The organism is Vibrio sp. R15-SG3-ISO1B, from assembly GCF_059833835.1.
Map to the genome: position 1 here is coordinate 28199 of NZ_JCBDGG010000029.1, position 26982 is coordinate 55180.

24 protein-coding genes are annotated in these 26982 nt (G+C 51.6%); 4 read left to right on the plus strand and 20 right to left on the minus strand.

Annotated elements, in window-relative coordinates; translation table 11 throughout:
• Positions 1-5 precede the first annotated feature (5 nt).
• The 13 genes from AC6R0S_RS07020 to AC6R0S_RS07080 all read right to left on the minus strand — a co-directional run bounded on the left by AC6R0S_RS07020 (position 6) and on the right by AC6R0S_RS07080 (position 13944).
• The gene (locus AC6R0S_RS07020; protein WP_500637526.1) at positions 6-284 is read right to left on the minus strand and encodes a putative quinol monooxygenase; all 279 of its coding nucleotides are present in this window, start codon (positions 282-284) and stop codon (positions 6-8) included.
• A 116-nt stretch (positions 285-400) separates the two neighbouring features.
• Positions 401-661 (minus strand): EF-hand domain-containing protein, encoded by a 261-nt coding sequence (locus tag AC6R0S_RS07025; RefSeq protein WP_500637527.1) that lies wholly within the window; start codon positions 659-661, stop codon positions 401-403.
• A 126-nt stretch (positions 662-787) separates the two neighbouring features.
• Positions 788-2089: a urate hydroxylase PuuD gene (locus AC6R0S_RS07030; RefSeq protein WP_500637528.1), complete on the minus strand. Its 1302-nt coding sequence runs from the start codon at positions 2087-2089 to the stop codon at positions 788-790.
• A complete protein-coding gene (guaD, locus tag AC6R0S_RS07035) occupies positions 2035-3402 on the minus strand; it encodes a guanine deaminase (RefSeq protein ID WP_500637529.1) in 1368 nt (455 codons plus the stop codon). The genes AC6R0S_RS07030 and guaD overlap by 55 nt, the downstream gene beginning before the upstream one ends.
• Before the next feature lie 2 nt (positions 3403-3404).
• Positions 3405-3728 (minus strand): hydroxyisourate hydrolase, encoded by a 324-nt coding sequence (uraH, locus tag AC6R0S_RS07040; RefSeq protein ID WP_500637530.1) that lies wholly within the window; start codon positions 3726-3728, stop codon positions 3405-3407.
• Positions 3725-4243, minus strand: a complete 519-nt coding sequence (locus AC6R0S_RS07045; protein WP_500633086.1) for a 2-oxo-4-hydroxy-4-carboxy-5-ureidoimidazoline decarboxylase — start codon at positions 4241-4243, stop codon at positions 3725-3727. The genes uraH and AC6R0S_RS07045 overlap by 4 nt, the downstream gene beginning before the upstream one ends.
• Positions 4230-5132, minus strand: coding sequence for a xanthine dehydrogenase accessory protein XdhC (gene xdhC / locus AC6R0S_RS07050; protein WP_500637531.1), 903 nt, complete (start codon positions 5130-5132; stop codon positions 4230-4232). Before xdhC ends, AC6R0S_RS07045 begins: the two co-directional genes overlap by 14 nt.
• Positions 5125-7485 carry a xanthine dehydrogenase molybdopterin binding subunit gene (xdhB, locus tag AC6R0S_RS07055; protein WP_500637532.1) on the minus strand — a complete coding sequence of 787 codons (2361 nt, stop codon included), beginning with the start codon at positions 7483-7485 and terminating at the stop codon, positions 5125-5127. Before xdhB ends, xdhC begins: the two co-directional genes overlap by 8 nt.
• Positions 7478-8890: a xanthine dehydrogenase small subunit gene (gene xdhA, locus AC6R0S_RS07060; protein ID WP_500637533.1), complete on the minus strand. Its 1413-nt coding sequence runs from the start codon at positions 8888-8890 to the stop codon at positions 7478-7480. Before xdhA ends, xdhB begins: the two co-directional genes overlap by 8 nt.
• 93 nt (positions 8891-8983) lie before the next feature.
• On the minus strand, positions 8984-10060 hold the full coding sequence (locus AC6R0S_RS07065; protein ID WP_334551951.1) for a BMP family ABC transporter substrate-binding protein: 1077 nt from the start codon (positions 10058-10060) through the stop codon (positions 8984-8986).
• Positions 10061-10356: 296 nt separating this feature from the next.
• On the minus strand, positions 10357-11286 hold the full coding sequence (locus AC6R0S_RS07070) for an ABC transporter permease (RefSeq protein WP_500627860.1): 930 nt from the start codon (positions 11284-11286) through the stop codon (positions 10357-10359).
• Complete coding sequence (locus tag AC6R0S_RS07075; protein WP_500630807.1) at positions 11286-12392, minus strand: ABC transporter permease; 1107 nt, start codon at positions 12390-12392, stop codon at positions 11286-11288. The genes AC6R0S_RS07070 and AC6R0S_RS07075 overlap by 1 nt, the downstream gene beginning before the upstream one ends.
• On the minus strand, positions 12385-13944 hold the full coding sequence (locus tag AC6R0S_RS07080) for an ABC transporter ATP-binding protein (RefSeq protein ID WP_500637534.1): 1560 nt from the start codon (positions 13942-13944) through the stop codon (positions 12385-12387). The genes AC6R0S_RS07075 and AC6R0S_RS07080 overlap by 8 nt, the downstream gene beginning before the upstream one ends.
• Positions 13945-14169: 225 nt before the next feature.
• Between AC6R0S_RS07080 and AC6R0S_RS07085 the strand changes: the two genes are divergently transcribed.
• A complete protein-coding gene (locus tag AC6R0S_RS07085; protein ID WP_500627863.1) occupies positions 14170-14826 on the plus strand; it encodes a TetR/AcrR family transcriptional regulator in 657 nt (218 codons plus the stop codon).
• On the opposite strand, the gene AC6R0S_RS07090 is transcribed toward AC6R0S_RS07085, so the two are convergent.
• Positions 14810-15676, minus strand: coding sequence for an AraC family transcriptional regulator (locus tag AC6R0S_RS07090; protein ID WP_500637535.1), 867 nt, complete (start codon positions 15674-15676; stop codon positions 14810-14812). The genes AC6R0S_RS07085 and AC6R0S_RS07090 overlap by 17 nt on opposite strands.
• Positions 15677-15864: 188 nt before the next feature.
• On the opposite strand from AC6R0S_RS07090, the gene AC6R0S_RS07095 reads away from it, so the two are divergent.
• Both AC6R0S_RS07095 and AC6R0S_RS07100 read left to right on the plus strand, forming a co-directional pair.
• On the plus strand, positions 15865-17019 hold the full coding sequence (locus tag AC6R0S_RS07095; RefSeq protein ID WP_500637536.1) for an aminotransferase-like domain-containing protein: 1155 nt from the start codon (positions 15865-15867) through the stop codon (positions 17017-17019).
• 90 nt (positions 17020-17109) lie between these two features.
• Positions 17110-17256 carry a DUF2256 domain-containing protein gene (locus AC6R0S_RS07100; RefSeq protein ID WP_500633077.1) on the plus strand — a complete coding sequence of 49 codons (147 nt, stop codon included), beginning with the start codon at positions 17110-17112 and terminating at the stop codon, positions 17254-17256.
• A gap of 114 nt (positions 17257-17370) precedes the next feature.
• Here AC6R0S_RS07100 and tkt read toward each other — a convergent pair whose 3' ends face one another.
• Positions 17371-19362 (minus strand): transketolase, encoded by a 1992-nt coding sequence (gene tkt, locus AC6R0S_RS07105; RefSeq protein WP_500637537.1) that lies wholly within the window; start codon positions 19360-19362, stop codon positions 17371-17373.
• 81 nt (positions 19363-19443) lie between these two features.
• Complete coding sequence (gene tal / locus AC6R0S_RS07110; protein ID WP_500637538.1) at positions 19444-20394, minus strand: transaldolase; 951 nt, start codon at positions 20392-20394, stop codon at positions 19444-19446.
• Between the two features lie 497 nt (positions 20395-20891).
• On the opposite strand from tal, the gene AC6R0S_RS07115 reads away from it, so the two are divergent.
• Positions 20892-21890, plus strand: a complete 999-nt coding sequence (locus AC6R0S_RS07115) for a sugar-binding transcriptional regulator (protein WP_500628225.1) — start codon at positions 20892-20894, stop codon at positions 21888-21890.
• A gap of 48 nt (positions 21891-21938) precedes the next feature.
• Here AC6R0S_RS07115 and AC6R0S_RS07120 read toward each other — a convergent pair whose 3' ends face one another.
• The 4 genes from AC6R0S_RS07120 to moeA all read right to left on the minus strand — a co-directional run bounded on the left by AC6R0S_RS07120 (position 21939) and on the right by moeA (position 26927).
• A complete protein-coding gene (locus AC6R0S_RS07120) occupies positions 21939-23885 on the minus strand; it encodes a methyl-accepting chemotaxis protein (protein ID WP_500637539.1) in 1947 nt (648 codons plus the stop codon).
• A gap of 121 nt (positions 23886-24006) precedes the next feature.
• On the minus strand, positions 24007-24843 hold the full coding sequence (locus AC6R0S_RS07125; RefSeq protein ID WP_500637540.1) for a sulfurtransferase: 837 nt from the start codon (positions 24841-24843) through the stop codon (positions 24007-24009).
• A gap of 77 nt (positions 24844-24920) precedes the next feature.
• Entirely contained in the window at positions 24921-25679 is a 759-nt protein-coding gene (gene moeB, locus AC6R0S_RS07130; protein ID WP_500637541.1) for a molybdopterin-synthase adenylyltransferase MoeB, read from the minus strand.
• Positions 25680-25691: 12 nt separating this feature from the next.
• Positions 25692-26927 carry a molybdopterin molybdotransferase MoeA gene (gene moeA, locus AC6R0S_RS07135; RefSeq protein WP_500628229.1) on the minus strand — a complete coding sequence of 412 codons (1236 nt, stop codon included), beginning with the start codon at positions 26925-26927 and terminating at the stop codon, positions 25692-25694.
• Positions 26928-26982 lie beyond the last annotated feature (55 nt).

Below are 26982 nucleotides of genomic sequence, written 5' to 3' on the forward strand. Positions count from 1 at the left end.
TCTAACTAGGATTCAGTGATGTCGTAATATCTTGCGACATTCTGAGTCACTTTTCCCCACTGTGATTCTTGCACTCGTCGTTGATGCTGCAAAAATGCTTCATGATCGACAAACTCTTCATACACATCAAATCGATGGGTGTCGTCGGGATTTTGCGTGACCTCAAAGCACAGGCAGCCGGGCTCATTTCGAGTGAGTCTACGGTGTGTCTCCAGTTCGGCCAGTACGATACTACGATCTTCGAAGGGAATAATGATATGGCCGGAGAGTGTGACTTTGTTCATTGTGCGTCCTTGGTCGAAAGTGCCTTCAGCATACCGTGCCCATAGGTGAAATCATAGGGATGATAGCGATAAAAAAACGCCCACTAAGAGCGCGTCTTAAGTGGGCGTTAAGTTCGTTAGTCGCGAGCCGGTGGACGGTGCTCACTCATAAATTGCGAGAGTTCCGCCTCGGTGACTTTTCCATCGCCATCGGCATCAATAGAGCTAAAATCACGGGCTAACGGCCCTTTGGCTTCATCAGTGGTGATGTAGCCATCGCTATTTGAATCGATATCGCTAAAACTTGGCGGCGGGCCCTTGCGATCCCCGTCATTTGCACAAGCGGTGGTGATTAACAGAGCGCCGAGTAGCGCGCTACCAATGGTGAGAGTTTTCATCGTATTTTCCTTGTTAACAATGATTGACACACAGCATTGGAGCCGTTGAGTGGGATTTGGTTCGTAGCTTTACATTTTCTTACATTTGACGCTCCCACCAGTGTGAACTGGCGGGAGGGGGAAAGATTAATGGCTGTGACTAAGGGCCTCTTTAAGTTGCTGACGTTCTTGGTCTGTCATATTGGTTTTGTTGAGAAAGGGCATATCGGCCGACTCGACCGTACGCGCTAGAATGCGCGGGCTCCAGCGCTCAATATCTTGCCAAGAGTCGAAGATTGCGCCACTAGGTGCGACGGTGAACACATCGTCAGTCGGTGTGGCGCTGTGACATTGGGTGCAGCGCTGCTCAATGATCTGCGTCGCTATTTCGATATAGTGAGTACGATTGATATCATAAGCAAGGCCGGAAGTGCCTCCTTCCGACGCGCTCTGTTGATGCAGGGCTGAGTCCTGAGAAGTGGTCGTTTGCGTGGCCACACTGCTTGCGGTCGCCTCTGCACGCGAGGCTTTATTCGCTTGAACGGATCCCCAACTGACGAAAACCGCGAGAAGCAGCATGGCTATCGAGCTTGAAATGAGTACGCTTGGCTTCGATTTACCCGCATGCTTGAGGTTAAAGTAATGGCGTAAATACGCGCTGATCACCAAAATCAGCATCCCTACTAGCCAACTCAGCGAGTGTTGGTAGATCATCGGGTAGTGATTGCTGATCATGAGAAAAATCACGGGAAGGGTGAAATAATTATTGTGGATAGAGCGGCGTTTACCCTCCAGTCCGGGAGCCGGATCGACCGCTTCACCCGCCGCTACTTGCGCCACCATTTTACGCTGGCCGGGAATGATTTTATGGAACACGTTGTTGACCATGATGGTACCCATCAATGCACCCATATGGATAAAGGCACCCCGACCACTAAAGATGTGGGTAAAGCCATAAAAGAATAGCGCACCAAGCGCGATAAGTGCGCCGCAAAATAGCCCAGCGTGACGCGAGAGGGGGGAGCGCATCAATGCTTCATAGACAACAACGCCGAGTGCAATGCCACCCAAGCCCAAACTCACGGCTTGGAGGCTAGTTAAACTCATGACTCTGGGATCAATGAGGTAGGCGGCGGCGTTAAAATAGTACATCCAAATCATTAACGCGGTGCCAGTGATCCATGTCGTGTAAGCTTCCCATTTAAACCAGTGCAAGTTGGTCGGCATGCTTTGAGGTCCAACCTGGTATTTTGCTACTTCGTAAAAACCGCCACCATGCACGGCCCATAAGTCGCCTTTGATACCTTTATCTTTCTTCCATTGCGGTGGATTTTCTAGGCTATTGTCAAGCCAAGTGAAATAGAAACTGGCGCCAATCCAGGCCACCCCACAGATTACATGAAACCATTTGATAAAGAGCGCAAACCATTCGTAGAGTTGTGGCCACATACTGATACATCCTTTTGATAAACTAAATTTCCGTGAACATAAGTGCGTTCGATGACACGCTCATCGCCTAGGGTGACAAGGGCGAAGAGTTGCTCATTCAAATCCTGACAGCGCGCTGTACGCTGCTTGAGCATGGGAAACGCGTTGAGATCTAACTCAACAAAATCGGCTTCCGTGCCGACATTGAAGTTGCCAATACAGTGATCCAGCCCCATCGCGACGGCGGCGCCTTGAGTACACAAATATAAGGACTCAAATGCATCGAGACTGATGCCTTGTAATTGACAGATTTTGTAGGCGTCACTTTGGTTTTTAAGCAAGCTCAAACTGGTGCCGCCGCCAACATCACTGGCAATCGAAATAGGAATACCTGCCTCTTTTGCTTGCTGATAGGGAAACAAACCGCTGCCCAAAAACAGGTTCGATGATGGACAAAATGAGATTGACGCGCCACTGCTCGCCAGCGCATGTTGTTCCCGCTCGCTAAGATGAATCGCGTGACCAAATAGGGCTCTATCACGAACCAAATGGTTGCGCTCATAGACGCTAAGGTAATCGCTGTCGTCTGGGTAAAGCGATTGAACCCAAGCGACTTCGTTAATGTTTTCGCTTAAATGAGTTTGAATGAAGGTATCGGGGTGCTCATTGGCCAGTTGTCCCGCCTTCGCTAACTGCTCCGGTGTGCTGGTCGGCGCAAAACGCGGCGTGATGGCATAAAGAGCACGGCCATTTTTGTGCCAGCGCTCAATCAAGGCTTTGCTATCACGATAGCTGGTCTCAGGCGTGTCTTGCAGTGCGTCAGGACAGAATCGGTCCATCATCACCTTGCCACAGACCATGCGCGCATCGTAGTCTTGCGCGGCGCTGAAAAATGCGTTGACCGACTGCGGATGCACTGTGGCATAGACACTGGCTGTGGTGGTGCCGTGGGCAAACAACTGTTGCAGAAAAAAGTCGGCTTGCTGCTTGGCGTAATGGGCATCGCTAAAACGAAGCTCAGTGGGAAAGGTGTAGGTGTTGAGCCAATCTAACAGCTGTTTTCCATAACTGGCGATGATCTCAATCTGCGGGAAATGAACATGAGAGTCAATCATGCCAGGAATCAATAAACCGGAGTGAACCTTGACTCGTCCCTGTGTGAGGAGATCTTGGTTGGCAGAGTGGGCGAAGAAGGCGTTGGCATCACCCACATGAACGATTTTGCCCTCTTCGATGACCAATACGCCATCGCGCCAATACTCATAGTGCTTTTGGGGCTCAGATGTCGCTGTTGGAAAGTGCAACAAGGCGCCACGGTGAATCTGTTTAGCCATGATTAACTGCCTCGATAACTGGAGTAAGCGTAAGGAGAGAGCAGCAGAGGAATGTGGATATGACGCGTGTCTGAAACGCTAAAGTGCACGTCCACATAGGGGAAAAAGGCGTTGGAAAATACGCGTTGGCAGTAGGGCGCGACTAGAAATCGCAGGGTATAACTGCCAGCTGCTAATGTGGTGTTTTCAAAACGGGCGCGGCCATCATCGTCGGTGTGCATGCGGGCGATGGGATCCTGTGCGCCAAGTGGATAGAGTTCCACTTCAATGTTTGCTGCGGGGTGACCACTGGCGGTGTCGAGGATATGGCAACTGAGCGTGTTCATAAATAAGCTTCCATTCTAATTTGACTGATTTTGATCTGTTCTTGCGCAGCTTCGCGCAGTTCCACTTCTCGGCTTCGACCAATCCGCGATTCAAGCAGTGCAAGCATCTCTTTGGCACTTTTGTTGGTCGCGCAGACGATGAAGATGAAGCCGAATTTCTCTCGGTAGCGCTGATTGAGTGTGAGCAATCGCTCTAGGGTCTCTCTATCGGCGCTGGCTACTTGCCTCTGCTCTTTTTCACTGAGTGCTCGGCCTTGCGCGTATTTCTTTTCTAGACTGGCGAGATCGCCGATCATTGGATGCCCGGCAAAGGCCTCAAGCCAATCTTTCTCTTCAAGCTGCTGGAAGGCACGGCTTGCGCTATGGCGCAGTGCTTCACCGTCTTGAAAGGGTGCCGATTCCATCACCAAGGCTTGCCAGCGCAAACTGGCGCAAATCTGACTGAGCGCGAAGCCATCGAGCTGTGCAATCGGGCGTTTACGTGAGGTATCACTTGTGGTTTTAGCTGTGGTCATGCGCATTCCTTTTGAGTTGGGAGGTCACGAGTTGACGAGCGTCGTTGGCCTCGCGCCAAAGCGATTCTGGGCTCGTTTCTATCGGCGAGGATGTGTGGCTGGCAAAGTAAGCATTGAGCTGCGCTGCGACCGAAATAGCCACTTGCATCGGCAGTTTGCCTTTGACATTAGGATGCCCAATCGGGCAGGTGAGGTGCTCAAGCGTGGCCGGGTCGGCCAGTTGCTCTTTCAGGCGATAGCTAAAGCGCTGCTTTTTCCCCTCTGAACCGATTAAACCAACGAAAGCAAACCTGTTGGCATCCAAGGCTTGGCGAGTAATGTCGAAATCGAGGGCGTGATCTTGCGTCATCACCACGATGTAAGCATGACTAGGTAGCGATGTAAGGGTTTGCGTGACATCCTCGATTAGATGGGTATGAATGTGGGCATCTTTGAGCGGAGCTAACCACTCACTGCGGGTATCGGCAACATGCAGCTGGCAAGGCAGCTCAGTTAAGATCCGACACAGCGCTTGGCCGACATGCCCAGCCCCAAACACGACGACGTGTGGTGTTTGGGTAAGGAAATACTCGAACATCACTTGCACACCGCCGCCGCAACACTGGCCAAGATCGGCGGCGAGAGAAAAGCGTTCGATGGTAAGAGTCGATTGGGATGTTGCGAGCCCTTGACGCGCTTTTTCAATCACTTGGTATTCCAAGTTTCCACCACCAAGCGTGTCAAACTGGGCGCTCTCGGTGATCACCATCTTAGCGCCTTGATTACGAGGTACCGAGCCGACACTGGCAATCACGGTAGCGATGCAGTAAGCCACACCTTGTGTCTCCAGCTGCTGACAGGCACTGAGCCATGAGAGTGAGCGGGAATGGAGAAATGGCGAATTAGTCATGGCTGTGCTCCTTCGCTCGTTGCTCGAGCCAGGTCAGTTGGTCTTCGCATGCAGAGAGAATCGCCTCGCCGGTCGCAGGCGCATGCAGCAAGGCGGCGTGTTGGTGTTCGCTAATGGACGAGATCGCATCAAAAATGGCGCACCAAGCGCTGATGCCGTGCATAAATGGCGGTTCACCCACCGCTTTAGAGCGATAGATGCTAGTTTCTGGGTTGGGTTTGTCGAACAAATCGATGTGCAACTGTTTGGGGTAATCACCAATGGTGGGGATTTTGTAGTTCATTGGGCTGTTACTGAGTAAACGCCCATCGTCTGCCCAGAGCAATTCTTCACAGGTTAACCAGCCTAAACCTTGGATAAAGGCACCCTCAATTTGGCCTTTATCGATGGCCGGATTCAAGCTGTTGCCAACATCGTGGAGGATGTCGACGCGCTCGACGGTCATTTCACCGGTTAGCGTGTCGATCATCACTTCAGAACACGAGGCGCCAAGGGCAAAGTAGTAAAACGGTCGACCGCTCGCGCTGGCTCTGTCATAGCCGATTTTCGGCGTTTGATAGAAGCCGGTCGCGGAGAGGGAAACGCGGTTCATGTACGCCGCTTGTACCAGTTCCGCCCAACTGACTGGCGTTGTGGTACCGATCAATTGACCGCCTTCGATATCGATCTCTGCGACTTGATAATGGCTTTTAGCAAACTCAATCAGCCTTTGTTTGATCTCTGCCGCCGCGTTGTGCGCCGCCATGCCGTTGAGATCGGCGCCCGAAGAGGCGGCGGTCGGTGAGGTATTAGGCACTTTATCGGTGCGTGTTGAGGTGACCAGTATGGCGTCAAGTGAGACGCCCAGCGTTTGCGCGACGATTTGGCCTACTTTGGTGTGTAAACCTTGGCCCATCTCGGTGCCGCCGTGTGAGACCTGTACCGAACCGTCGGTGTAGACATGAATCAAGGCGCCAGCTTGATTGAGGTGCTTGGCAGTAAATGAAATTCCAAACTTCACCGGGGTAAGCGCCAAGCCTTTTTTCAAATATGGATGAGTGAGGTTCCATTGCGCAATCGCTTCTCGGCGCTGACGATAATCACAGCGCGCTTCGAGCGATGTGACCAGTTCTCGCATCTCTTGGTGTTGAGATACTTCCATGCCGTATGGCGTGGTGTGCTTATTCTCGTTATAGAGATTGTTAAGACGCACATCGAGCGGGTCTTGGCCGGTGGCAATCGCTAACTCTTGCATCGCTTTTTCTATAACGATCATCCCTTGCGGGCCGCCGAAACCACGAAACGCCGTATGAGACACAGTGTCGGTTTTTAAGCGATGACCCACGATGGTCGCTTCACCGAGTGAATAGGCGTTGTCTGCATGAAACATCGCGCGGTCGACAATTGCATCAGAGAGATCCGGTGAGTGGCCGCATAGGCCATGAATGGCAATATTGGCGCCTTGAATGATACCGTTGCGGTCGGCACTCAGTTGATAGCTTTGATAGAAAGGGTGGCGCTTGCCTGTTGCTGTCATATCGAGCGCGCGCGGCAAGCGCAGCTTGACCGCTTGTCGAGTGTAGTGCGCACCCAATGAGGCTAAGCATGCCCATTGCGCCGCTTGGCTCTCCTTACCGCCAAATCCACCGCCCATGCGGCGCATATCAACGGTGACGCGGTTGAAATCGAGACCGAGCACTTCGGAAATGAGCTTTTGCACTTCAGAGGGGTGTTGAGTGGAACATTGAACAAAAATGCCACCCTCTTCAGTCAGGTGCGCCAAGCTGACTTGACCTTCAAGGTAAAAATGCTCTTGGCCGCCCACATGCAGTTCGCCATTAATCACCACATCCGCGTCTTGCTGCCAGTCGCGCGCTTTGCTTGGGCCCATTTGGTGCACCGGCAGAAGCGGCGCTTGGGCAACTGCGTCTTGGTGGTGGAGTATCACTCGGTCATCGACCTCATACTCCACTTCAGCGAGTGAAGCGGCTCGCCATGCTTGCTGGTGGCTACGTGCCACCACTAATGCGATGGGCTGACCGTGGAAATGAATGTGTTGGTCGATCGTCAGCAGTGGATCGCCGGGAAAAATCGCACCGATGTCTTTATGCGCAGGGAGGTCGCGCTCACTCAGCACGGCGACGACACCGTCCGCCGCGCGAACGCGTTCAACGTCCAAACGTGTAATTCGGCCTTTGCTGACGCTACTAGTGATCACTGCCGCATGCAAGCAGCCCGCTGGCGTGGGGTAGTCGTCGACGAAACGGGCTTCGCCACTGACTTGTCGGTCGGCGCTTTCATGCTTGACGGAGCGGCCAACAATCTTGGATGGCTGTCTGTTTTGAGCCTGTTCAAGTACGGTTAATTTACGCATGGTGCACCAACCTCACATCAATGTGTTGTGTTTGCAGATAGAAACGTTTGAGCAGGTTTTGCACTAACTTAACTCGATATTGCGCGCTGCCACGGACATCGGACAGCGGCTGGATAACCTCAGGAACCTTGTCTTGCGCCGCATGGACGATAGGCAGGCTCAGAGGACGCCCGACAAAGACTTTCTCTAGTTCGTGGAGGCGCACCGATTTTGCGGCGACTCCGCCAGCGGAAATGATGCAATTCTTGACGCGCTGGTCGCTATCTATCGTCATATTGATGCCTAGGGTGACCGTGGCGATGTCGTCTTCATAGCGTTTGCTTATCTTGTATATTGCATGATGTTGATTGGGCGCGAGTCTGGGTAGGTGAATCGCACTGATCCATTGATGGCCGCGCAATAGGGTTTCACGGTAGCCCGTGATGTAGTCCTCGGGGGCAAACAGCGTTTTCGTCACGCCATCATCCACTTCGATACGTCCGTTGAGGCTCATCAACAAAGGAGCAATATCGCCAATGGGTGAGGCGTGGCCTAAGCTACCGCCAAGCGTTGCGCGGTGGCGAATGGTTAAACTGCCCAGTCTTTCAATCACCTCATCGGCACTGGAGAAATGCTCGCGTGCAAAGGCGTGTACGCGGTCCATCGGCACCGCAGCACCGATACGCCAACCAGAGGTGGTCTCTGTGATGGTAAGAAGATCATCGACATTAGAGATGTCGATCAGTTCAGGTAGTGAGCGACCTTGTTGGGTGACTTCCAATGAGAGGTCTGTGCCACCGGCAATCAGTTTAGCGCTCGGCATTTGGGATTTGGCTTGCGCCAGTTCAAGGCGCGTTTTTGGTCTAGCGTAGTGGTGGCAAGCGGCGTCATCGACACTGGCGATCCAGGTTTTCACTGCGCTGGTGTCTTGCTCCAGCGGATCGTCGATTGACTGGCTTGCGATGGTGTTGGCGACCTCGATCAACGGGCCGTAGCCAGTACAGCGACACAAATTTCCTGCGAGGTAGTCACTCGGGTGTGACACTGTCTGTTTTTGCTTTGATAGTGCGTAAAGGGACATCACAATCCCAGGCGTGCAAAAACCGCACTGGGTGCCATTTTTCTCCACCACCGCTTGTTGCACCGGATGCAAGGCTTGCGTTTGTTTGAGGTGTTCGACGGTAATGACTTGCTTGCCATGCAGCGCGTGAACGGGGGTGATACAAGCATTGATTTGTTTGTAGCTCAGTTCGCCGTTTGGGTCTGATTCCACCATTACAACAGTGCATGCTCCGCAATCACCGCTGGCACAGCCCTCTTTTGAGCCGGTCAGTTGTTTGTGTACGCGTAGGTAGTTAAGCAACATGGTATCGGCGTCGAGGGACGCAATCTTAACAACCTCACGATTGATCATGAGCTCCAACATAACTTCCTCTGTTCTTATTATCTTGTCCAACTGGTCAACTATTTAAGTAAAAAAAGGCTCGCACCCGTGAGCGAGATGCGAGCCTAGATAGGTTTAGTTAGGAATTTTTGCGTCGATACCTTCGACGTACCAGTTCACGCCCGCAAGCTCTTTGTCATTGAGTGTGTATCCCGCTGCAATGACTTCGTTGCCTTGGTTATCTTTCATCGGGCCGGTAAACGGATGGAACTCACCTGATTTGATCTTCGCCTCGGTTTCGGCAATGGCGTCTTTGATCTCAGCTGGCAGGTCTGGATTGATCGAGACAATTTGCAGCAACTCATCTTTTAGACCACCCCAATAGTCTTGTGGTGCCCAAGTGCCATCCATCGTTCCCTGTACCGTTTTAATGTAATGTGGTGCCCAGTTATCTCGTACCGAGAACATATGGGCTTTCGGCGCGAAGTGGCTCATGTCGGAAGCTTGTCCAATCCCCATCACACCGCGTTTTTCCGCGGCAATCAGAGGCGCTGGGCTGTCGGTGTGTTGAATAATGATGTCTACGCCTTGGTCGATGAGCGCGTTCGCGGCGTCAGACTCTTTGCCTGGATCGTACCAAGTGTTGACCCAAACAATTTTCAGTTTCACATCGGGGTTGACACTTTTCGCACCAAGATAGACCGAGTTAATGTCGCGGATCACTTCCGGAATAGGGAATGATGCGATGTAGCCAAGGGTATTACTCTTTGTCGCCATGCCCGCAGCAACACCAGACACATAACGGCCCTCATAGGTACGAAGAGTGTAGGTGCCAAGGTTTTTCGCCATTTTGTAGCCCGTGGCGTGTTCAAAGGTGATGTTTGGGAAACGTTTGGCGACTTTCAGTGTTGGGTTCATAAAGCCAAACGAGGTGGTAAAGATGACATCGTTACCTGATTTCGCCAACTGAGTGATCACGCGCTCAGCGTCAGCCCCTTCGGGTACGTTTTCGACAAAGGTGGTTTTCACCTTTCCAGCGAAATGTTTTTCCATCTCAATGCGGCCTTGGTCGTGCTCATAGCTCCAGCCATGATCGCCGACGGGACCCACATAGACGAAGCCGACTTTGACTTCATCTTCTGCAAGCGTTGAAGCTGAGAGCAACGAGGTCACGGATAAGGCCACCGCTGTCATCCACTGATTCATTTTCATGAAATTCTCCGTTTTCATTTTTGGTTTGAGTAGTAAGAACCTAAGCTGAAACTGATTCTTATTTATCTGCATAGCAAAAACTTGACCAATTGGTCGTATTTTTAGCCGAAGGGTGAAAATAATCGCGCAACGCCCGTCAAATCTGGTGTGGGGTGAGGTTTACGTGCTTCTTAGTTTCGATGGATTTGAGTGATGCGCGTGGTGGATGAGGGTGGTGTGATTCATTGTTGTGCGAAATGATACCGCCCGTGCACCGTTTTAATGCACGGACGCTATCACCACAATCATAAAAACAATCAATGGCGTTTGGGATCAAACGGTTTACCAAGGCTCATTGGCGTTGCCAATTTTTGGCGTAACTCGTTGGAACTGAGTAATACCATCACAACGATAGTGGCGACGTAGGGGGTCATGGCTAATAAGTTGGGCGAGATGTCCAAGCCGACCCCTTGCATCATTAAGTGCATAATCGACGTCAAGCCGAACAAGTAGGCACCAAGCATCAAGCGGCCCACTTTCCATGAAGCGAAGACCACCAGAGCCAGCGCAATCCAGCCTCGACCTGCTGTCATGTTCTCCATCCACATTGGGGTATAGGCTAAAGACATGTAGGCGCCCGCCAGTCCTGCAAGTGCGCCGCCCAGTAGCGTGACAAGGTAGCGTACTTTGATCACTTCAATGCCAAGGGCATTGGCCGAATGCGGGTTCTCACCGACAGCGCGGATCACCAACCCAGCGCGCGTCCGACTGAGCACCCAAGCACTAACACCGACCAGAACAAAGCTGGCGTAAACCAATAGATCATGTTGAAAAAGCAGCGGCCCAAGAAAAGGCAGATCGCTAAGCAGCGGAATTGCTATCGGTTGAAAGCCTTCAAGGGTGGACCCCACTAAACTGCCGCCGAGGAAGGCGCTCAAACCAGTACCAAAAATAGTCAGTGCTAAGCCTGTCGCGACTTGGTTGGCACTCAGGCTGAGTGTCAGTACACCAAAAATAAAGGCCATTGTCATACCTGCGACCATAGCGAGGAGAACGCCCATCGCGAGGCTGCCGGTGAAATACGCGCCGGCAAAGCCCGCCATGGCACCCATCAGCATCATGCCTTCTTGGCCCAAGTTCAGTACGCCGGTTTTTTCGCAAATCAGTTCACCAAGGGCGATGATGAGTAGCGGCGTCCCGGTTTTTAATGCTGCTATGAGCAGCGATTGGATAAGTAGTGCGTCCATTAGGCGGCTCCTTGGTGGTCAATTGGGTTAGTTTGAGTGCGGGCGAAAAGCGGTTTCACCATCACCAAGCGATAGTTGATCAAAAAGTCGCACGCAAGGAGGAAGAACAACAAAGTACCTTGGAATAGGCCTGTCACCGCAGTAGGTAAGCCCAGCTCAATTTGCGCGAGATCGCTCCCCATATAGAGCACGCCCATAAACAAAGCCGCAATCACCACACTAATAGGATTTAAGCGCCCCAGATACGCAACGATGATCGCGGCGTACCCATAGCCTGGAGAGACAGACGGGATCAGTTGTCCAATGGGCCCCGTCACTTCCGCCGCCCCAGCAAAGCCCGCAAGCGCCCCCGCGAGAAGCATCACGCCCCAGACGAGTTTCTTTTCTGAAAAACCGGCGTATTTAGCCGCTGCCTTGGCCTCACCTAACACGCGCAGTTGGTAGCCGGGTAAGGTTCGAAACAAGGCAAACCCCGCGAGCAGCGCGATGCCAATGGCAATGACGATCGCCATCGAAGCACGGCCGGATTCAAATAGCGGGCTTAGCATGACTGCATCGGCAAACATCACGGACTCTGGGAAACCAAACCCTTGCGGGTCTCTTAGCGGGCCATGTACCGCCCAGAGCAAAATATAGAGACCGACATAGTTGAGCATGATGGTGGTTAAAATGATGTTGGTGTGAAAACGTCGATAGAGCAGGGTGGGGATGGCCGCCCAACCCGCGCCAGCCACAACACCAGCACCGATGGCCAGTACTAGATGAAGTGGACCTGATTGTTCGGTGGCGCTGATGGCAACCGCACTTGCTGCTACTGCGCCAATCAGCAGTTGGCCTTCAGCGCCAATATTCCAAATATTGGCGCGATAGCAGAGCGCCAAACCGACCGCACAGAGCATTAACGGCGTGGATTTCACCAACAACTCGCCGAGGTTATAACTGTCCTCAAACGGCATAACGACAAACACTTCAAAGGCGCGCACCGGACTGACATCCAGCCAGACAAACAAAAGGCTCGACAGCGCAAGCGTCAGCGTTATCGCAATGAACGGCGATAGCCACATCATCCACTGCGAGCTTTCTAATCTGGGTTCCACTTTAACCATGACTCACCCCCTGCGATTCGCTGCTTGCGCCTTGGTGGGAGGATGGCGATAAAAAGCCACCCGCGATCCACTCACCCAGTTGGTCGATAGAGGTGTCGTCGGTTTTTACGGCCCGAGAGACATGCCCTTCATAGATGGCGGCGAGGCGATCACAGATCATAAAGAGTTCATCAATATCTTCTGATACCACCAACACCGCAGCTCCTTGGTCACGCAGCGCAATCAGTTGGCGATGAATGGCGCTGGCTGCGCCGATATCCACACCCCAGGTCGGGTGGGCGCAAATCAGTAACGTCGGGGATTGAGCGATTTCTCGTCCCATGATGAATTTTTGCAGATTGCCGCCCGAGAGGCTTTTTGCTTGCGATTGCTCATTGCGACACTTGACCTGATTATTTTGGATCAACTGCTTGGCGAGTTGTTTGAGTTTGGGAAACTGAATCAAGCTCTTGTGATTTAAGTGGGCGGCGTGAGTCAGTAGCGTGTTCTCTTCCAAGCTCATCTCTGGTACTGCGCCTTGGCCAAGCCGGTTAGCAGGTACATAGGCAAGACCGCGTTTGCGCCTTTGCCCAGCATCAAGATGCCCAATCGCTTCGTCTTGCCATTGGATGCTGCCCTTACTGGCTCGTGTATCTTCGCCGCTAAGCGCCGCTAGCAGTTCTTCTTGGCCGTTTCCCGCCACTCCGGCGAGGCCAAAAATCTCGCCTGCATTAAGGCGAAGAGCGACGTCTTTTAATGCGCAGCCAAACGGGTGAGAGGCCTCGAGTGACAAGCCTTTCGTGTGCAGGACAGGGGCGCCGCCCTGCACTTTGTCATAGTGCTCTGAGAGGGTCGCATGCTCTCCAACCATCATCCTGGCAATGCTGTTGGGCGTTTCTTGGCTTGGGTCACACTCACCGGTCACTTTTCCGCCGCGTAGAATGACGGCTCGGTGGCATAAGGCGGTCACCTCTTTGAGCTTGTGGCTGATGAATAAAATGGCGCAGCCTTCTAAGGCAAGTTGGTTTAGTACCGCAAACAATCCTTCGATCTCTTGCGGCGCAAGTACTGAAGTCGGTTCATCGAGGATCAATAGCTTCACGTTTTGAATCAAACAGCGCAATATTTCAACACGCTGTCGTTCACCGATACTCAGGCTATGGACGTAACGATCGGGGTCGACATGGAGCTGATATTGAAGACTTTTGTCGATGATCGTCTGTCTTAGGTTGTCAATGGTTGCCAGAAAGGCTTTATCCAATCCCAGCTCGATGTTTTCTAACACAGTGAGCGTTTCAAACACGGAAAAGTGTTGAAATACCATGCCGATCCCCATCTCTCTTGCTTGGGTCGGTGAGGCAATCGTGACTTCATGGTTGTTCCATAATATCGCACCGGATGTGGGCGTGTTTACGCCGTAAATCATCTTCACTAGGGTCGATTTCCCAGCGCCGTTTTCTCCAAGTAGCGCGAGAATCTCGCCGCTATGGAGTTTTAAATTCACTTTGTCATTTGCGACGACCCCCGGAAACACCTTTGACAGGTTCCAGAGCTCGAGAAGCGGTGCTGTCATGTTGAGCCAAGTCCTTTTGTTTTTTTGAATAGTATTGATGGGCTAAATGCAAAAAGCTGACCAATTGTTCAAGCCAACGTTGGGCTAGGCTCGCGATCCATACGGTGACAATCGATGAACTAAATCAGTGCGTATGCCTGCTCTTGGTGCAGAATCACAGGCTTGACAAGGCAATGAAATCGGGTGATTACTGTAAAAAGAGTCAGCACAAGACAAGGAGTCATTTTGAACGTCCAACTTGGTAAGGAAAAGCGCGCATCCTCGGGCGAAATCCGCAGGCGCAACGAACAGTTGATCTTGCAAGCCGCCGCCGATGAGTTTGTTAAGCACGGTTACAAAGGCACGTCGATACAAGCCATTGCAGACAGAGTGTCGCTACCCAAAGCGAACATCCTCTACTATTTTAAATCCAAGTCAGGACTGTATAAGGCGCTACTGCAAGATATTCTAAACCTTTGGAATGATGGCTTTTCCGAAGATGCCATTCAGCGCGATCCACAAGAGGTATTGCGGCGATATATCGTAGGCAAAATGCGTTACAGCCGCAGTCATCCGCAAGAGTCGAAAATTTTTGCCCAAGAGATCATCCAAGGGGCCCCCAACATTCGTGCGGCGATCCAATTTCCGGTTGTGGAGTGGAGCAGTGGCAAGGCGACCGTGATCAGCGCTTGGGCCGAGCGGGGGCTCATTCGTGCGGTTGACCCGTACCATTTGCTGTTTCTTATCTGGGGCGCGACGCAATTTTATGCCGACTTTGAAAGTGAGATTGAACTCATTAAAGGAGCTCAGCTCTCCGATGACGAGTATCAGCAGGCGCAAGAGTTTGTGGTCGATATGGTCCTGCGCGGCCTAAAACCGGATCCGGTCAATAAAAACCAATAGGCAGATAAAAATCCAGCTCAAAGTGTTCACTTTTGTTGGTGAAATGGTTATCGAAATAGTGCACGTATGCCGGGGTAGAACCGAGCTTAAACCCTGACTGTGGCAGCCAACGCTCCAACACTTGACTGATTTGTGGTAGCAACTCCCCATACACGCCGGTCAATCGAAACACGGCGTGTAACCCACCTGGAATCACCAACTGATTGACCAAACTGCGTACCTTGATCGGTTTATCGATTTCAATACACGCCACATAGCGGCACTCGTCCAATTCCACCCAAGCGGGGTTGGAGTGGTGCAGGCCAAATTGCACGCTGGCGTCCCGCTGCTCTGAAAGCGCCCATGCATTGAGTACCGTCCACGCCTTTTTGATGGAACGGTTGTAGCCAGTATGACGAATATAGGCCGCAAAGCGCTCAGGCACCTGCTTGATTTGAGGCTCTGGTATCGGCTTATTGGCGGTGCGATGGTAGCCTGCAGCGATTTCTGGGTCCTTTAAATAGGGTTTGTCACCCGCGCGTAAATCTTGCTGACGCCACTCCCCCGGAGAGGCAGAAAACGTCGCTTTGAACGCTCGGCTAAACGACGAAACCGATTGAAATCCACAGCGCGCCGCGATGTCTGCCACCGAGGAGCCTTGGTCAAACATCAACTGGTTGGCGGCATACTCCATGCGGGTGCGACGAATGTACTTGTGCAGCGACTCACCGACAACCTGTTTAAACACGCGATGAAAGTGCTGTTCAGAATAGGCGGCGACGTTGGCAAGCGCTTTGCCAGGGAGATCACGGCTGATGTCTTTGTGGATGTAATACAGCACATCGTTGATGCGAGACAGGTGTTGGGCCATGGTTTGAGAAAAATCGCATAAATGGACATGTTGATAAGCATAAATGGACAGCGCAAAATGTGCAACGACAGGTAATATCGAACGCCATAACAGAATATTTCACTGCTCTCACTTGCCGTAAGTGAACAGCCTTTGATTAGGCGCAGCCAAGTGGTTGCGCTGCGAGTTTGAAACGCACAGGGTCCGATATGCACATTGCCAAGTCATTAGCCAACACGCCTTCTTCTTACATTCGCGAAATTCTTGCTGCTGCCTCAGACAAGAGTGTGATTTCGCTTGCGGGCGGTTTGCCCGATGAACAAACCTTTCCTATCGAATTGATGCGGCCGACGCTAGAGAGTTTGCACCTGCAACCTGACGTGTTTCAGTACGGTGCCACGGCAGGTTACGGGCCTTTGCTCGACTATTTAACCGATCACTACGATTTACCGTCCTCACACAGCGCGATGGTCACCACCGGATCGCAGCAAGGGCTGGATTTGATTGCGCGTGCCTACATTGACCCGCAAGACACAGTGGTGATGGAAGCACCAAGTTACCTCGGAGCGATGCAAGTCTTTGGGTTAGTGGAAGCGAATATCGTCACAGTGTCACAGACAGAGCAGGGGCCAGACTTGGCGCAGCTTGAACAGGTTTTCCAAACTCAGCGGCCGAAAATGTTCTACGCCGTACCGGATTTTCACAACCCGACGGGGGTGTGTTGGTCACTCGATACGCGTGAGCGCGTTGGTCAGTTGTGTGAACAGTATCAAGTCACCTTGATTGAAGACGCGCCGTATCGCGAGCTGCGTTTTGCGGGCACGGCACTGCCGATGGTGTCAACGTTCTGCCCGCAACACTCGATTGTGTTACGCTCCTTCTCTAAAATCGCCTCACCGGGTCTGCGCGTAGGGGTTGTGACTGGTAACACCACCTTCTTAGCACCACTGATCAAAATTAAACAAGGCGCCGATTTGCACTCCAGCGTACCGATGCAAGCGGTACTGCTTGGTCTGTTGCAAAACCCTGCGTTCAGTCAGCACATTGAGACGATTCGCACCTTGTACCAAGCGCGTTATCAGAGTTTATACCGCTCTCTCAAAGCCTCACTGCCTGCTGGCTGTGATGTGCGCCCAGTACAAGGCGGCATGTTCGTCTGGCTCACCTTACCGGAGTGCGATAGCTTTAAGCTCGCTACCCAACTGCTTGAAAATAAAGTGGCGGTGGTCCCAAGTAGCGTGTTTTACCCCGCCGGCGCAAAGGCCTTCCCAGCTCTGAGACTCAACTTCACCAATGCAACCGAACAAGAGTTGACCATCGCCGTCGAGCGTTTGGTTGCTGGCCTCACTGATATTCTCAGTTAACCCCGCACGTATGTCGCCTGATCGGACTGTGGCGGGTGACGTATCATCAAACATGACCCACTCATAAGATGATACGAGCCCACAGGCGACATGCACAAAAAACTGACCCTTCCCGAAAAAGTCTGCCCTATTTGCCATCGGCCGTTCCATTGGCGTAAAAAGTGGCAACGCTGTTGGGATGACGTGAAATATTGCTCTGCGCGCTGTCGCCGAAACAAGTTCCGTCGCGACCCATAAGTGGAAAGGCTGCTTAACAGCGTGTCATTTTAGGTTTTTTCGTTGAACGTTGAGACCGAAAAAAATGCCCCGCTATCACTAGCGGGGCATCGTTTATCACAGCTGAATCCGTCGTTAACCGATCAGTGTCTTCGCGGTTTTCACCACGTTTTCTGTCGTGAAGCCGAACATTTTGAACAGTTCGCCCGCTGGCGCGGATTCACCGAAGGTGGTCATACCGATGATCTTGCCGCCAAAGCCAACATACTTGTACCAGAAGTCAGCAATACCCGCTTCGATAGCGATACGAGCGGTCACATCTGATGGCAGTACAGATTCGCGGTACGCAGCGTCTTGCTTGTCAAAGGCATCGGTTGATGGCATTGAAACAACACGCACTTTCTTACCTTCCGCGGTGAGCTCTGCCGCAGCGTTAACCGCCAGCTCAACTTCAGAGCCTGTTGCGATAAGGACAAGCTCTGGCTTGCCTTCACAATCTTTCAGGATGTAACCACCGCGAGCGATGTTCGCGACTTGCTCTTCGCTACGCTCTTGCTGTGCAAGGTTCTGACGAGAGAAGATGAGCGACGTTGGGCCGTCTTTGCGCTCGATCGCGAGTTTCCAAGCGACAGCGGATTCCACTTGGTCACATGGACGCCATGTGCTCATGTTTGGCGTGAGACGTAGCGAGGCCATTTGCTCAACCGGTTGGTGAGTCGGGCCATCTTCGCCAAGGCCGATAGAGTCGTGCGTGTACACTTGGATGTTCTGAATTTTCATCAGAGCCGCCATGCGCATTGCGTTACGTGCGTATTCCATGAACATTAGGAAAGTTGCGCCGTATGGGACGAAACCACCGTGCAGAGCGATACCGTTCATGATAGCTGTCATACCGAATTCACGTACACCGTAGTGGATGTAGTTACCCGACGCATCTTCCGCAGACACTGACTTAGAGCCAGACCACATGGTGAGGTTAGAAGGCGCAAGATCAGCAGAGCCGCCAAGGAATTCAGGTAGCATAGCGCCGAACGCTTCTAGTGCATTTTGAGACGCTTTACGTGATGCGATGTTTGCAGGGTTTGCTTGAAGGTCAGCGATGATAGCGCTTGCTTTCTCTTCCCACTCGGCAGGTAGCTCACCGTTTACGCGGCGTTTGAATTCTGCTGCAAGCTCTGGATATGCTGCTTCATAAGCTGCAAATTTCTCGTTCCACGCTGCTTCCTTAGTTGCGCCTGCTTCTTTCGCATCCCATTGCGCGTAGACATCTTGCGGAATTTCAAAAGGACCGTGCTCCCAACCTAGTTCTTTACGTGTCGCTGCAATTTCTTCAGCGCCGAGTGGTGCACCGTGACAGTCGTGTGAACCCGACTTGTTAGGTGAACCAAAACCGATGATGGTTTTCGTACAGATTAGAGTAGGGCGAGGGTCTGCTTTAGCGGCGATGATGGCGGCGTCGATCGCTTCAGGATCGTGACCGTCTACCGCTGGGATGACGTGCCAGCCGTACGCTTCAAAACGCTTCGGCGTATCGTCAGAGAACCAACCTTCAACGTGTCCATCGATAGAGATGCCGTTGTCATCCCAGAACGCGATCAGCTTACCAAGGCCTAGCGTACCCGCGAGAGAACAGGCTTCGTGAGAGATGCCTTCCATCAGACAGCCATCACCCATGAATGCGTAGGTGAAGTGGTCAACGATGTCATGACCCGGTTTGTTGAATTGCGCTGCAAGCGTTTTTTCCGCTAGCGCCATACCGACTGCGTTAGTGATACCTTGGCCAAGTGGACCAGTGGTGGTCTCGATACCCGGTGCGTAGCCATACTCTGGGTGGCCAGGGGTTTTAGAGTGCAGTTGACGGAAATTTTTCAGGTCGTCAATCGATAGCTCGTAGCCGCTTAGGTGCAACAATGAGTAAATCAGCATAGAGCCGTGGCCGTTTGATAGTACAAAACGGTCACGGTCAGCCCACTCTGGGTTTGAAGGGTTGTGGTTGAGGTGAGAGCGCCACAGCACTTCTGCGATGTCTGCCATACCCATAGGTGCGCCCGGGTGTCCTGAGTTGGCTTGTTGCACGCCGTCCATGCTCAGCGCACGAATGGCATTGGCTAAATATTTGCGATCCATAATAAATACCGACTAGTAGATGGTTTCTTAAAAAGATGTGAAGAGGGGAACGCAAACGTTCCCCTTTTTAAATTTTGTTGATTAAAGTTTCGCTTCAATCATGGCTTCAAGTTTGCCTTGGTCGACAGCGAAGTTGCGAATACCTTCTGCCAACTTCTCAACCGCCATTGGGTCTTGGTTGTGCTCCCATAGGAACTCAGCGTGTGTCATTGGTGCTGGACGTTCAGCGGCACCTTTAGAGTCAACCAGCTTCTCAACCACTTCGCCTTCAGCTGCTTCTAGCTCAGCAAGAAGAGCAGGTGCGATAGTGAGGCGGTCACAGCCAGCGAGTTCTAGGATTTCGCCGATGTTACGGAAGCTAGCGCCCATAACGACGGTGCTGTAACCGTACTCTTTGTAGTAGTTGTAGATCTTAGTCACAGAAAGTACGCCTGGATCTTCTTGAGCTTCAAAGTCACGGCCTTCTTTCGCCTTGTACCAATCCATAATGCGGCCAACGAATGGCGAGATGAGGAATACACCCGCTTCAGCACACGCACGAGCTTGAGCGAAAGAGAAGAGAAGCGTTAGGTTACAGTTGATGCCTTCTTTCTCAAGGATTTCTGCTGCGCGGATACCTTCCCAAGTAGAAGCCAGCTTGATCAGGATGCGATCGTTGGTGATGCCCGCATCATTGTACATTTTCACCAGTTGGCGTGCTTTCGCTACACTGCCTTCGGTGTCGTAAGAGAGGCGAGCATCCACTTCGGTAGAGATACGGCCCGGAATGGTTTTTAGGATCTCTTTACCGATGTTAACAGCCAGCATGTCGCAGGTGTCTTGAACTTGTTGCGCTTTGTCGCTGCTTTGAGATTTTGCATAGGCAATCGCGTCATCGATAAGAGGGGCATACTCAGCAATTTGTGCCGCTTTAAGAATCAAAGATGGGTTCGTAGTGGCGTCTTCTGGTTGGTATTTTTTAATCGCTTCAAGTTCACCAGTGTCAGCGACGACAGTTGTCAGTTTACGAAGTTGTGCGAGTTTGTTGCTCATTTCGATCATCCTATTTCTTGGGTGTCCACATCCGTACCTAAGATGTGTGCGGTGCATTGGCAAGCGAGTGCGCGGATCGTCTTATGAATTTGATGCGTTAGTGTCATAAAAAGGCGAACCACGACCACAATGTTTCCAGCGTCTGAGCAGTTGTTGTGAACATTTGCTCTAACGTTGAGTAAATGATGGGTCCATAATTATCTGATCTGGGGTTAAAGTCAATGCTAGATCCTGATGTTCAGTGAGCTTTATCAAGCTTTATTTATCTTGGAATGACGCCAAAAATTGATGAAACGTTTGCGCAGCCAAAGCTAGCAAGAACACTGGGTTGAACTGGGTCAAAATTCTTGTGAGAAAATGTATCGGCTGTGAGCAAATGTTGGCATTTGATGAGAGGGTGACATATGCTACGAGCTTGAGCGTTTGTTACAGACGGATATCCATTCCATCTAACTCGGTAAGTCCTGATTGAATTACAAGGACAATAAAGGTGAAGCATGAGTAAAACACAGCAAGAGGTCTCGGTTGATAGCACTGATCTATTGACAGAAATCTCGGTGGCTTACTATCAAGATGGGGCAACCCAGGAAGAAATATCCAAAAAATTTGCCGTCTCGCGCGCCAAAGTCGGACGGATGTTAAAGCAGGCCCGTGACGAGGGCATCGTTGAAATTACCGTCAAATATCATCCAGTGTTCAGCGCCAAAATTGAGCAACGCTTGATAGAGCGCTTTGGCGTGAAGCGGGCACTCGTCGCGCTCGATCAGCCCAGTGAAGAGTTGCAGCGCCAGCAAGTGGCGGGGTTGGTCTCGCGCTATATGGCGAGCACGTTACAAAATGGCACTGTGGTGACGGTCGGGCAAGGGCGCAACGTCTCAGCGGTCGCTCACCATGTCGGTGTGATCCCACAACGCGAGGTGAAATTTGTTTGTGGAATTGGCGGTATACACCCGCGCGGTGGGATGTTTAATGCTGACCATATTTGTCGTCAGTTTGCCAAAAGTTATGGCGGCAGTTCAGAAACCCTCTACGCCCCTGCTTATGCAGAGAACCGCGAACAAAAACTGGCGTTTATGCAAAACGGTACGGTAAAGCAGACGTTAGATCTCGCGCGCAAAGCCGATGTTGCCCTAGTGGGCATCGGTGACATGAGTGAAAACAGCTATATGGTCGATTTGGGCTGGTTCAGTGCCGAAGAAGTTGTTCAGGCGCGTATGCAGCAGGGGATCGTTGGGGATTTTGCTGGCTATGACTTTTTTGACATCCACGGCGTAAGTGCGACCACAGTGATGAGCGACAGGGTGATAGGGCTGGGCATAGAAGAATTTAGGCCCATCTCGCAGGTGATCGCCATAGCGGCAGAAAACAGTAAGCCTTTGGCTCTGCTGGGCGCATTGCGAACCGGCGTTATCGATGTTATCGCGACCAGTGTCAGCAATGCTTTGACCGTACTGAACTTGGATGAACAAATGAACCCAGCGGGGAATTCAAACTAGCACCACCGCGTCAGGGCGCGGTGGTGTTTTAGGTGTTTGTGAACTGGATTAAGCGGTCTTAAAGCGTTTCATTTGCATGTCGAGGTATTGCGCCACTTCTGCCAGTTCAGTAGCGGAAATCGCAATGTGTTTGATGGTTTCGCTGTTATCTCGAGTGATGTTGGCGGTTTCAGTGATGTTTTCGCTTACAGAATTGGTGACCATGCACTGCTCTTCGACCGCCGCGGCAATTTGCAGATTCGAGTCTTCGAGTTCACCGATGGTGCCATGAATCGCATTGAGCTTACCGGAGGTGACCTGCGCTTGGGTGTTGACGTGTGTGACTTTATCGTGGCTCGAATCGATGGATTTGCGAGCCGATTCCGCGCCAGATTGTAATTCACGAATCATGGCCTCGATCTGGCCCGTCGCATCTTGAGTACGTTTGGCAAGTGTTCTTACTTCATCAGCCACCACAGCAAAACCACGTCCTTGCTCACCAGCACGAGCCGCTTCAATCGCTGCGTTCAGGGCGAGTAAGTTGGTTTGCTCTGCAACACCGTGAATCACTTCCAATATCGAGCCGATGTTCATGGATTGATCATAAAGCGCGAGGACTTGCTCAGAGCCAATAGACATGGCTTCGTCCGCGCTTTCAATGGCTTGCAACGTTTTCTCAACGTCACCTAGGGTTTCACTGATGTCTTGACCCGCGCGCTGAGTGAAACTGGCTCCGTCTGTGGCGCTTTGCGATATTTCGGTCGTGCTGGTGGAAAGCTGCTGCACGGCGGAGGCAATTTGATCCATTTCGGCACGCAGACGATCCGCGGATTGGTCTGTGGTGTGCGTGATCGCCTGCAACTCTTCTGACATGTGTCCGACTTTGATACACGAGTCCGCGACCGTCGCAACAATATCGCGCAGTGATTCAATGGTGTTGCGCATGTTACGTAATAGCTGCGCAATTTCATCTTTACCTTTGACCTCGACCTCAATCGACAGGTCGCCCTCTGCCAGAGAAGTAGAAACCTCTTGCACCTTCATCAACCCTTGTCGAATCGCTCGCGTGATCATGACTGCTGCTGTAAGTGACACCAGAATGGCAAGCAGAGTAAGAATCACGATCATTTCAATGGTTTGTGCTTTTTGTTTACTTAGCACCTCTGTAAGTGTGACTTGCTGGTCCATCGATTCAAGCTTGATCGCTTCGAGCTCATGAGAGATGTCTTCGCCCAACTCAAGCATGCTCTTTTCTGCTTGATGCTGAGCGTCTCTCAGGGTAATGACTTGCTCAAAACCTTGTTCATAGGCTAGGCGCTGCACAATGAACTCAGCGAGCAGCGCCTTATCCTGGCTAGAGGTAATGAGATCGGCGAAACGTTTTTCAAGCGCTGGGATTTCAGTTTGAAAATAGGCACGAATGGTCTCGATGGTTTCCGGCTTCTCTTTGTGAAGGTAATTGAGCACTTCGATATTGGCGAGTAAGAATTTCTCCATCACCATCGACGAGTAATACTCAATATCAGCGTCGCCGTTGCTGTGCGCAGATTCAATCATGGATTCGAGGTCGTATAGGGCCTTTTTCTCCAACTCCACCATGTCAACGAACACTTTCTGCTCCACTTGCTCGACGGAGCGCTTAACCACATCAAACGCTTGATGGAATTGTTTTGCCTCGTCGAGCACTGCATTGAGGTGCTTGGTACGCAGTGGATCATCGGTGAGCTTCAAATCGTCTGAGATGATGCTGATCAATTTGTTGTAGCGTTGGTTGTAGATATCAAGTTGCTTGGGGGAGAGCGTGTTGGCGTATTGCAGGGCGCTCAAACGGACTTTGAGAAAATTGGCTTGTATCTCACCGGCCAGTGTCGTTTCTTTGGCAAGGTGACCGTACTGTTTGAAGTTTTGACTGGCGCCTGTCATACCCTGATAGCTGTACCATCCTGATATGGCGAAAAATATCAAACAAGTGGCAAACGCAAGCCTCAGTTTGTTTGCGATCGTCAGGTTGATCATGCCGCTTCTCCGCATTAATCCGTTAAACCTCAATTAAGCGTATACGCAAATAGGAGAAGCGCCATGTTTGAACAAATAAAACTTTAGTTTAGAAACGAATTACCACTAAATAGTGAGTGGGTTAGCACTCGATAGGCAGGTCAGGGCGACTTCCCCATTCCGTCCATGAACCGTCATAGACCTGCAGTTGGCGATGGCCTAGCTCATACGCCGCGAGGGCTAAAATGCAAGCGGTGACGCCAGAGCCACAGCTGAATACTAACGGTTGGTTGTCCTTGTGCGACGCAAGGCGTGAGGCAAATTCCGAAGCGAGAGCGTCACGGCCTTTCATTTGCCCGTTGTCGATGAGTAAAGAAAAAGGCAAGCATTGAGAGTGTGGAATATGACCACTACGTATCCCTTCTCTGGGTTCCGGTACTTGGGCATCAAATCGGGCTTGTGAGCGGGCATCAAGTGTAGTGGCGCTTTTTGCGTTAGCAAACTCTAGGACAGCATCCGTATGAATAAATCCAGCTTGGCTACGTTGGCCCGCGAAGTTACCCAACCCTTTGGGTGCATTGTGGGTTGGTTGTGTCGCATAACTTTGCGCTATCCAAGCTGGTAGGCCGCCGTTAAGCACATAGACCTGCTCGTGGCCCATGCATTTTAGCATCCACCACGCACGCGGCGATGCGAAAGTGCCCGTATTGTCGTACACCACAATCACACTGTCTTTGTTTAAACCCAATGCTTGGGCTTGACGGTTAAAGGCGCTTTCACTAGGCATCATATGCGGTAAGCCATAACTAGAATCGTGAAAATCGTCATCATAGTCAAAGCGCAGCGCGCCGGGGATCACCTCATCAAGCACTGGCGCAGGGGTATTGGGGATCTGGAATGAAATACTGGCATCCAATACCACCAGCTCAGGGCGATGAAGGTGCTCATGGAGCCAGTGGGCGTTAACGAGTGCTGACATTGATTTTCCTTATTCGTTTTCGGTGCTGATTTAGGTGCGCCTGTTAGATGTGATTTGAGCGACGTCCAGACAGGCGGTTACTGCTGTGAGCCGCAGACCTGACAATCAGGTTGTTTCATCAGTGCCATTTCACGCCAGTTGAGCGTCAGGGCGTCAAATATGAGGAGTTTACCTTCACAAGGTTGACCAAAGTGGGTGATGACTTTGATCGCCTCGAGTGCCTGCATCGCGCCGATAATACCAACCACTGGAGACATAACGCCGGCCTCCACGCAGCTCAGCGCATTGGCGCCAAATAGTGCGCTCAAGCATTGGTAACAGGGTTTACGCGCGTCTTGGTAGGTGAATACGCTCACTTGTCCTTCCATGCGGATCGCTGCGCCAGAAACAAGCGGGACTTGATGAGTAAAGCAAAGGCGGTTTAGCTGATTGCGTGTTTCTACGTTGTCACTGGCATCGATCACAAGAGAATGAACGCCAATCAGCTGGGAGAGACGAATGTCGTCCAAACGCGACTCGACGGTATGCACGACGACGTGCGGATTCAATTGGCGTAGAGACTCCGCCGCAGATTGGACCTTTTTTTTGCCAATGTCTTGGTCATGATGGAGCACTTGGCGCTGAAGGTTCGACAGCTCAACCTCATCATCGTCAACCAAGGTCAAGGTACCGATGCCTGCGGCGGCGAGATATTGACTGGCCGCGCAGCCAAGGCCCCCAGCGCCCAGAATGAGGACAGAGGCCTCTTTGAGCGCTTCTTGACCGTCAAAATCAAAATCGCGCAAGGTAATTTGGCGATTGTAACGGAGCATTTCTTGATCAGATAACATCACCAAGTTCCCCCCTTATCAGTACAAGGTTGAATTAAAGAGCTGAATGTGAACGGTTTCGCCTTCGGCAACATTGCCCCGTTCGCGCTCCAAAATCACGAAACAGTTGGCAAGGCTCATAGAACGAAAAGCGCCTGAGCTCTGATTACCTGTCGTTTCAACCACAAATTGCCCATTTTCGATGCGGTAGATACCACGTTGATAGTCTGTACGTCCAGGCGATTTTTTGAAGGCGGTTTTGGTTATGGCGGGAATCATTGGCGGCGCCTGCCACTGCGTGTGTCCGGCTAATTTCGCTAACATGGGTTGCACCAGCACGTATAGGGTCAAAACCGCAGAGACGGGGTTACCCGGCAGCCCACAAAACCACGCACTGGAGAGCTGACCAAACGCGAACGGTTTGCCCGGCTTGATCGCTAGCTTCCAAAAACCAATTTCGCCGAGCTGTTCGAGGATGTCTTTGGTGTAGTCCGCTTCACCGACACTGACGCCCCCCGAGGTCACCACAACGTCAGCCAGTCTTTGTGCCTGTTCAAATGTCGCGGCCAGCGTTTCAGGGCAGTCGGGTACTATGCCTAAATCAATCGGCTCACAGCCAAAATTTTCAATCAGAGGTTTGATGCCATAGCGATTGCTGTCGTAGATTTGTCCGTCAAGTAGAGGTTCGCCGAGTGGCTTCAATTCATCCCCTGTGGAGAAAAACGCCACGCGAGGTTTACGGACCACTTCAACATGACTTACTCCCAAGGTTGCGATCATAGGAATATCGCGGGCCGTCAGTCTCTCTCCTTTGGGTAACACCACATCGCCTTGGCGAATATCATCTCCGGTCGGGCGAATATTGTTGTTGGGTTTGACATCGGTTTGCAGAAAGCGGATACCCTCATCACTCACTTCTGTATTTTCTTGCATGACCACGGCATCGGCACCGTCAGGAATTTTTGCACCAGTCATGATGCGAATGCAGCTTCCTGCTGGCCATTCACCTTCAAACGGTTGGCCTGCGAAAGATTTACCCGCTAGTGGCAAGATCGCTTGCTTCGACAGATCCGCACGCCTGATGGCATAGCCATCCATCGCAGAGTTATCAAAAGGGGGCACATTAATAGGCGAGAGAATATCTTGTGCTAGGACAAAACCGATCGCGTCGGCGAGCGGTAAGCGTAGGGTGGTTTGAATCGGCTTAATCGGCGATAGCATTTTTTCCATCGCTTCTTCAATGGGCATTAGGCCCGGTGCGTCACAGCATCCCATAGAGTAAATTCCGTTGTTTTGATTATTATTCACCCCAAATAACCACAGGCGTTTA

Excerpts from the sequence above, each read along its gene's own strand:
- AC6R0S_RS07090 (WP_500637535.1), bottom strand. The coding sequence starts at position 15,676 with ATGGCCCAACACCTGTCTCGCATCAACGATGTGCTGTATTACATCCAC.
- AC6R0S_RS07075 (WP_500630807.1), bottom strand. The coding sequence starts at position 12,392 with ATGGTTAAAGTGGAACCCAGATTAGAAAGCTCGCAGTGGATGATGTGG.
- guaD (WP_500637529.1), bottom strand. The coding sequence starts at position 3,402 with ATGGCTAAACAGATTCACCGTGGCGCCTTGTTGCACTTTCCAACAGCG.
- AC6R0S_RS07045 (WP_500633086.1), bottom strand. The coding sequence starts at position 4,243 with ATGACCACAGCTAAAACCACAAGTGATACCTCACGTAAACGCCCGATT.
- AC6R0S_RS07120 (WP_500637539.1), bottom strand. The coding sequence starts at position 23,885 with ATGATCAACCTGACGATCGCAAACAAACTGAGGCTTGCGTTTGCCACT.
- xdhA (WP_500637533.1), bottom strand. The coding sequence starts at position 8,890 with ATGTTGGAGCTCATGATCAATCGTGAGGTTGTTAAGATTGCGTCCCTC.
- AC6R0S_RS07020 (WP_500637526.1), bottom strand. The coding sequence starts at position 284 with ATGAACAAAGTCACACTCTCCGGCCATATCATTATTCCCTTCGAAGAT.
- moeA (WP_500628229.1), bottom strand. The coding sequence starts at position 26,927 with ATGGGATGCTGTGACGCACCGGGCCTAATGCCCATTGAAGAAGCGATG.
- uraH (WP_500637530.1), bottom strand. The coding sequence starts at position 3,728 with ATGAACACGCTCAGTTGCCATATCCTCGACACCGCCAGTGGTCACCCC.
- AC6R0S_RS07095 (WP_500637536.1), top strand. The coding sequence starts at position 15,865 with ATGCACATTGCCAAGTCATTAGCCAACACGCCTTCTTCTTACATTCGC.
- AC6R0S_RS07100 (WP_500633077.1), top strand. The coding sequence starts at position 17,110 with ATGCACAAAAAACTGACCCTTCCCGAAAAAGTCTGCCCTATTTGCCAT.
- xdhB (WP_500637532.1), bottom strand. The coding sequence starts at position 7,485 with ATGCGTAAATTAACCGTACTTGAACAGGCTCAAAACAGACAGCCATCC.
- AC6R0S_RS07030 (WP_500637528.1), bottom strand. The coding sequence starts at position 2,089 with ATGTGGCCACAACTCTACGAATGGTTTGCGCTCTTTATCAAATGGTTT.
- xdhC (WP_500637531.1), bottom strand. The coding sequence starts at position 5,132 with ATGACTAATTCGCCATTTCTCCATTCCCGCTCACTCTCATGGCTCAGT.
- AC6R0S_RS07080 (WP_500637534.1), bottom strand. The coding sequence starts at position 13,944 with ATGACAGCACCGCTTCTCGAGCTCTGGAACCTGTCAAAGGTGTTTCCG.
- AC6R0S_RS07025 (WP_500637527.1), bottom strand. The coding sequence starts at position 661 with ATGAAAACTCTCACCATTGGTAGCGCGCTACTCGGCGCTCTGTTAATC.
- tal (WP_500637538.1), bottom strand. The coding sequence starts at position 20,394 with ATGAGCAACAAACTCGCACAACTTCGTAAACTGACAACTGTCGTCGCT.
- tkt (WP_500637537.1), bottom strand. The coding sequence starts at position 19,362 with ATGGATCGCAAATATTTAGCCAATGCCATTCGTGCGCTGAGCATGGAC.
- AC6R0S_RS07065 (WP_334551951.1), bottom strand. The coding sequence starts at position 10,060 with ATGAAAATGAATCAGTGGATGACAGCGGTGGCCTTATCCGTGACCTCG.
- AC6R0S_RS07070 (WP_500627860.1), bottom strand. The coding sequence starts at position 11,286 with ATGGACGCACTACTTATCCAATCGCTGCTCATAGCAGCATTAAAAACC.
- AC6R0S_RS07115 (WP_500628225.1), top strand. The coding sequence starts at position 20,892 with ATGAGTAAAACACAGCAAGAGGTCTCGGTTGATAGCACTGATCTATTG.
- AC6R0S_RS07125 (WP_500637540.1), bottom strand. The coding sequence starts at position 24,843 with ATGTCAGCACTCGTTAACGCCCACTGGCTCCATGAGCACCTTCATCGC.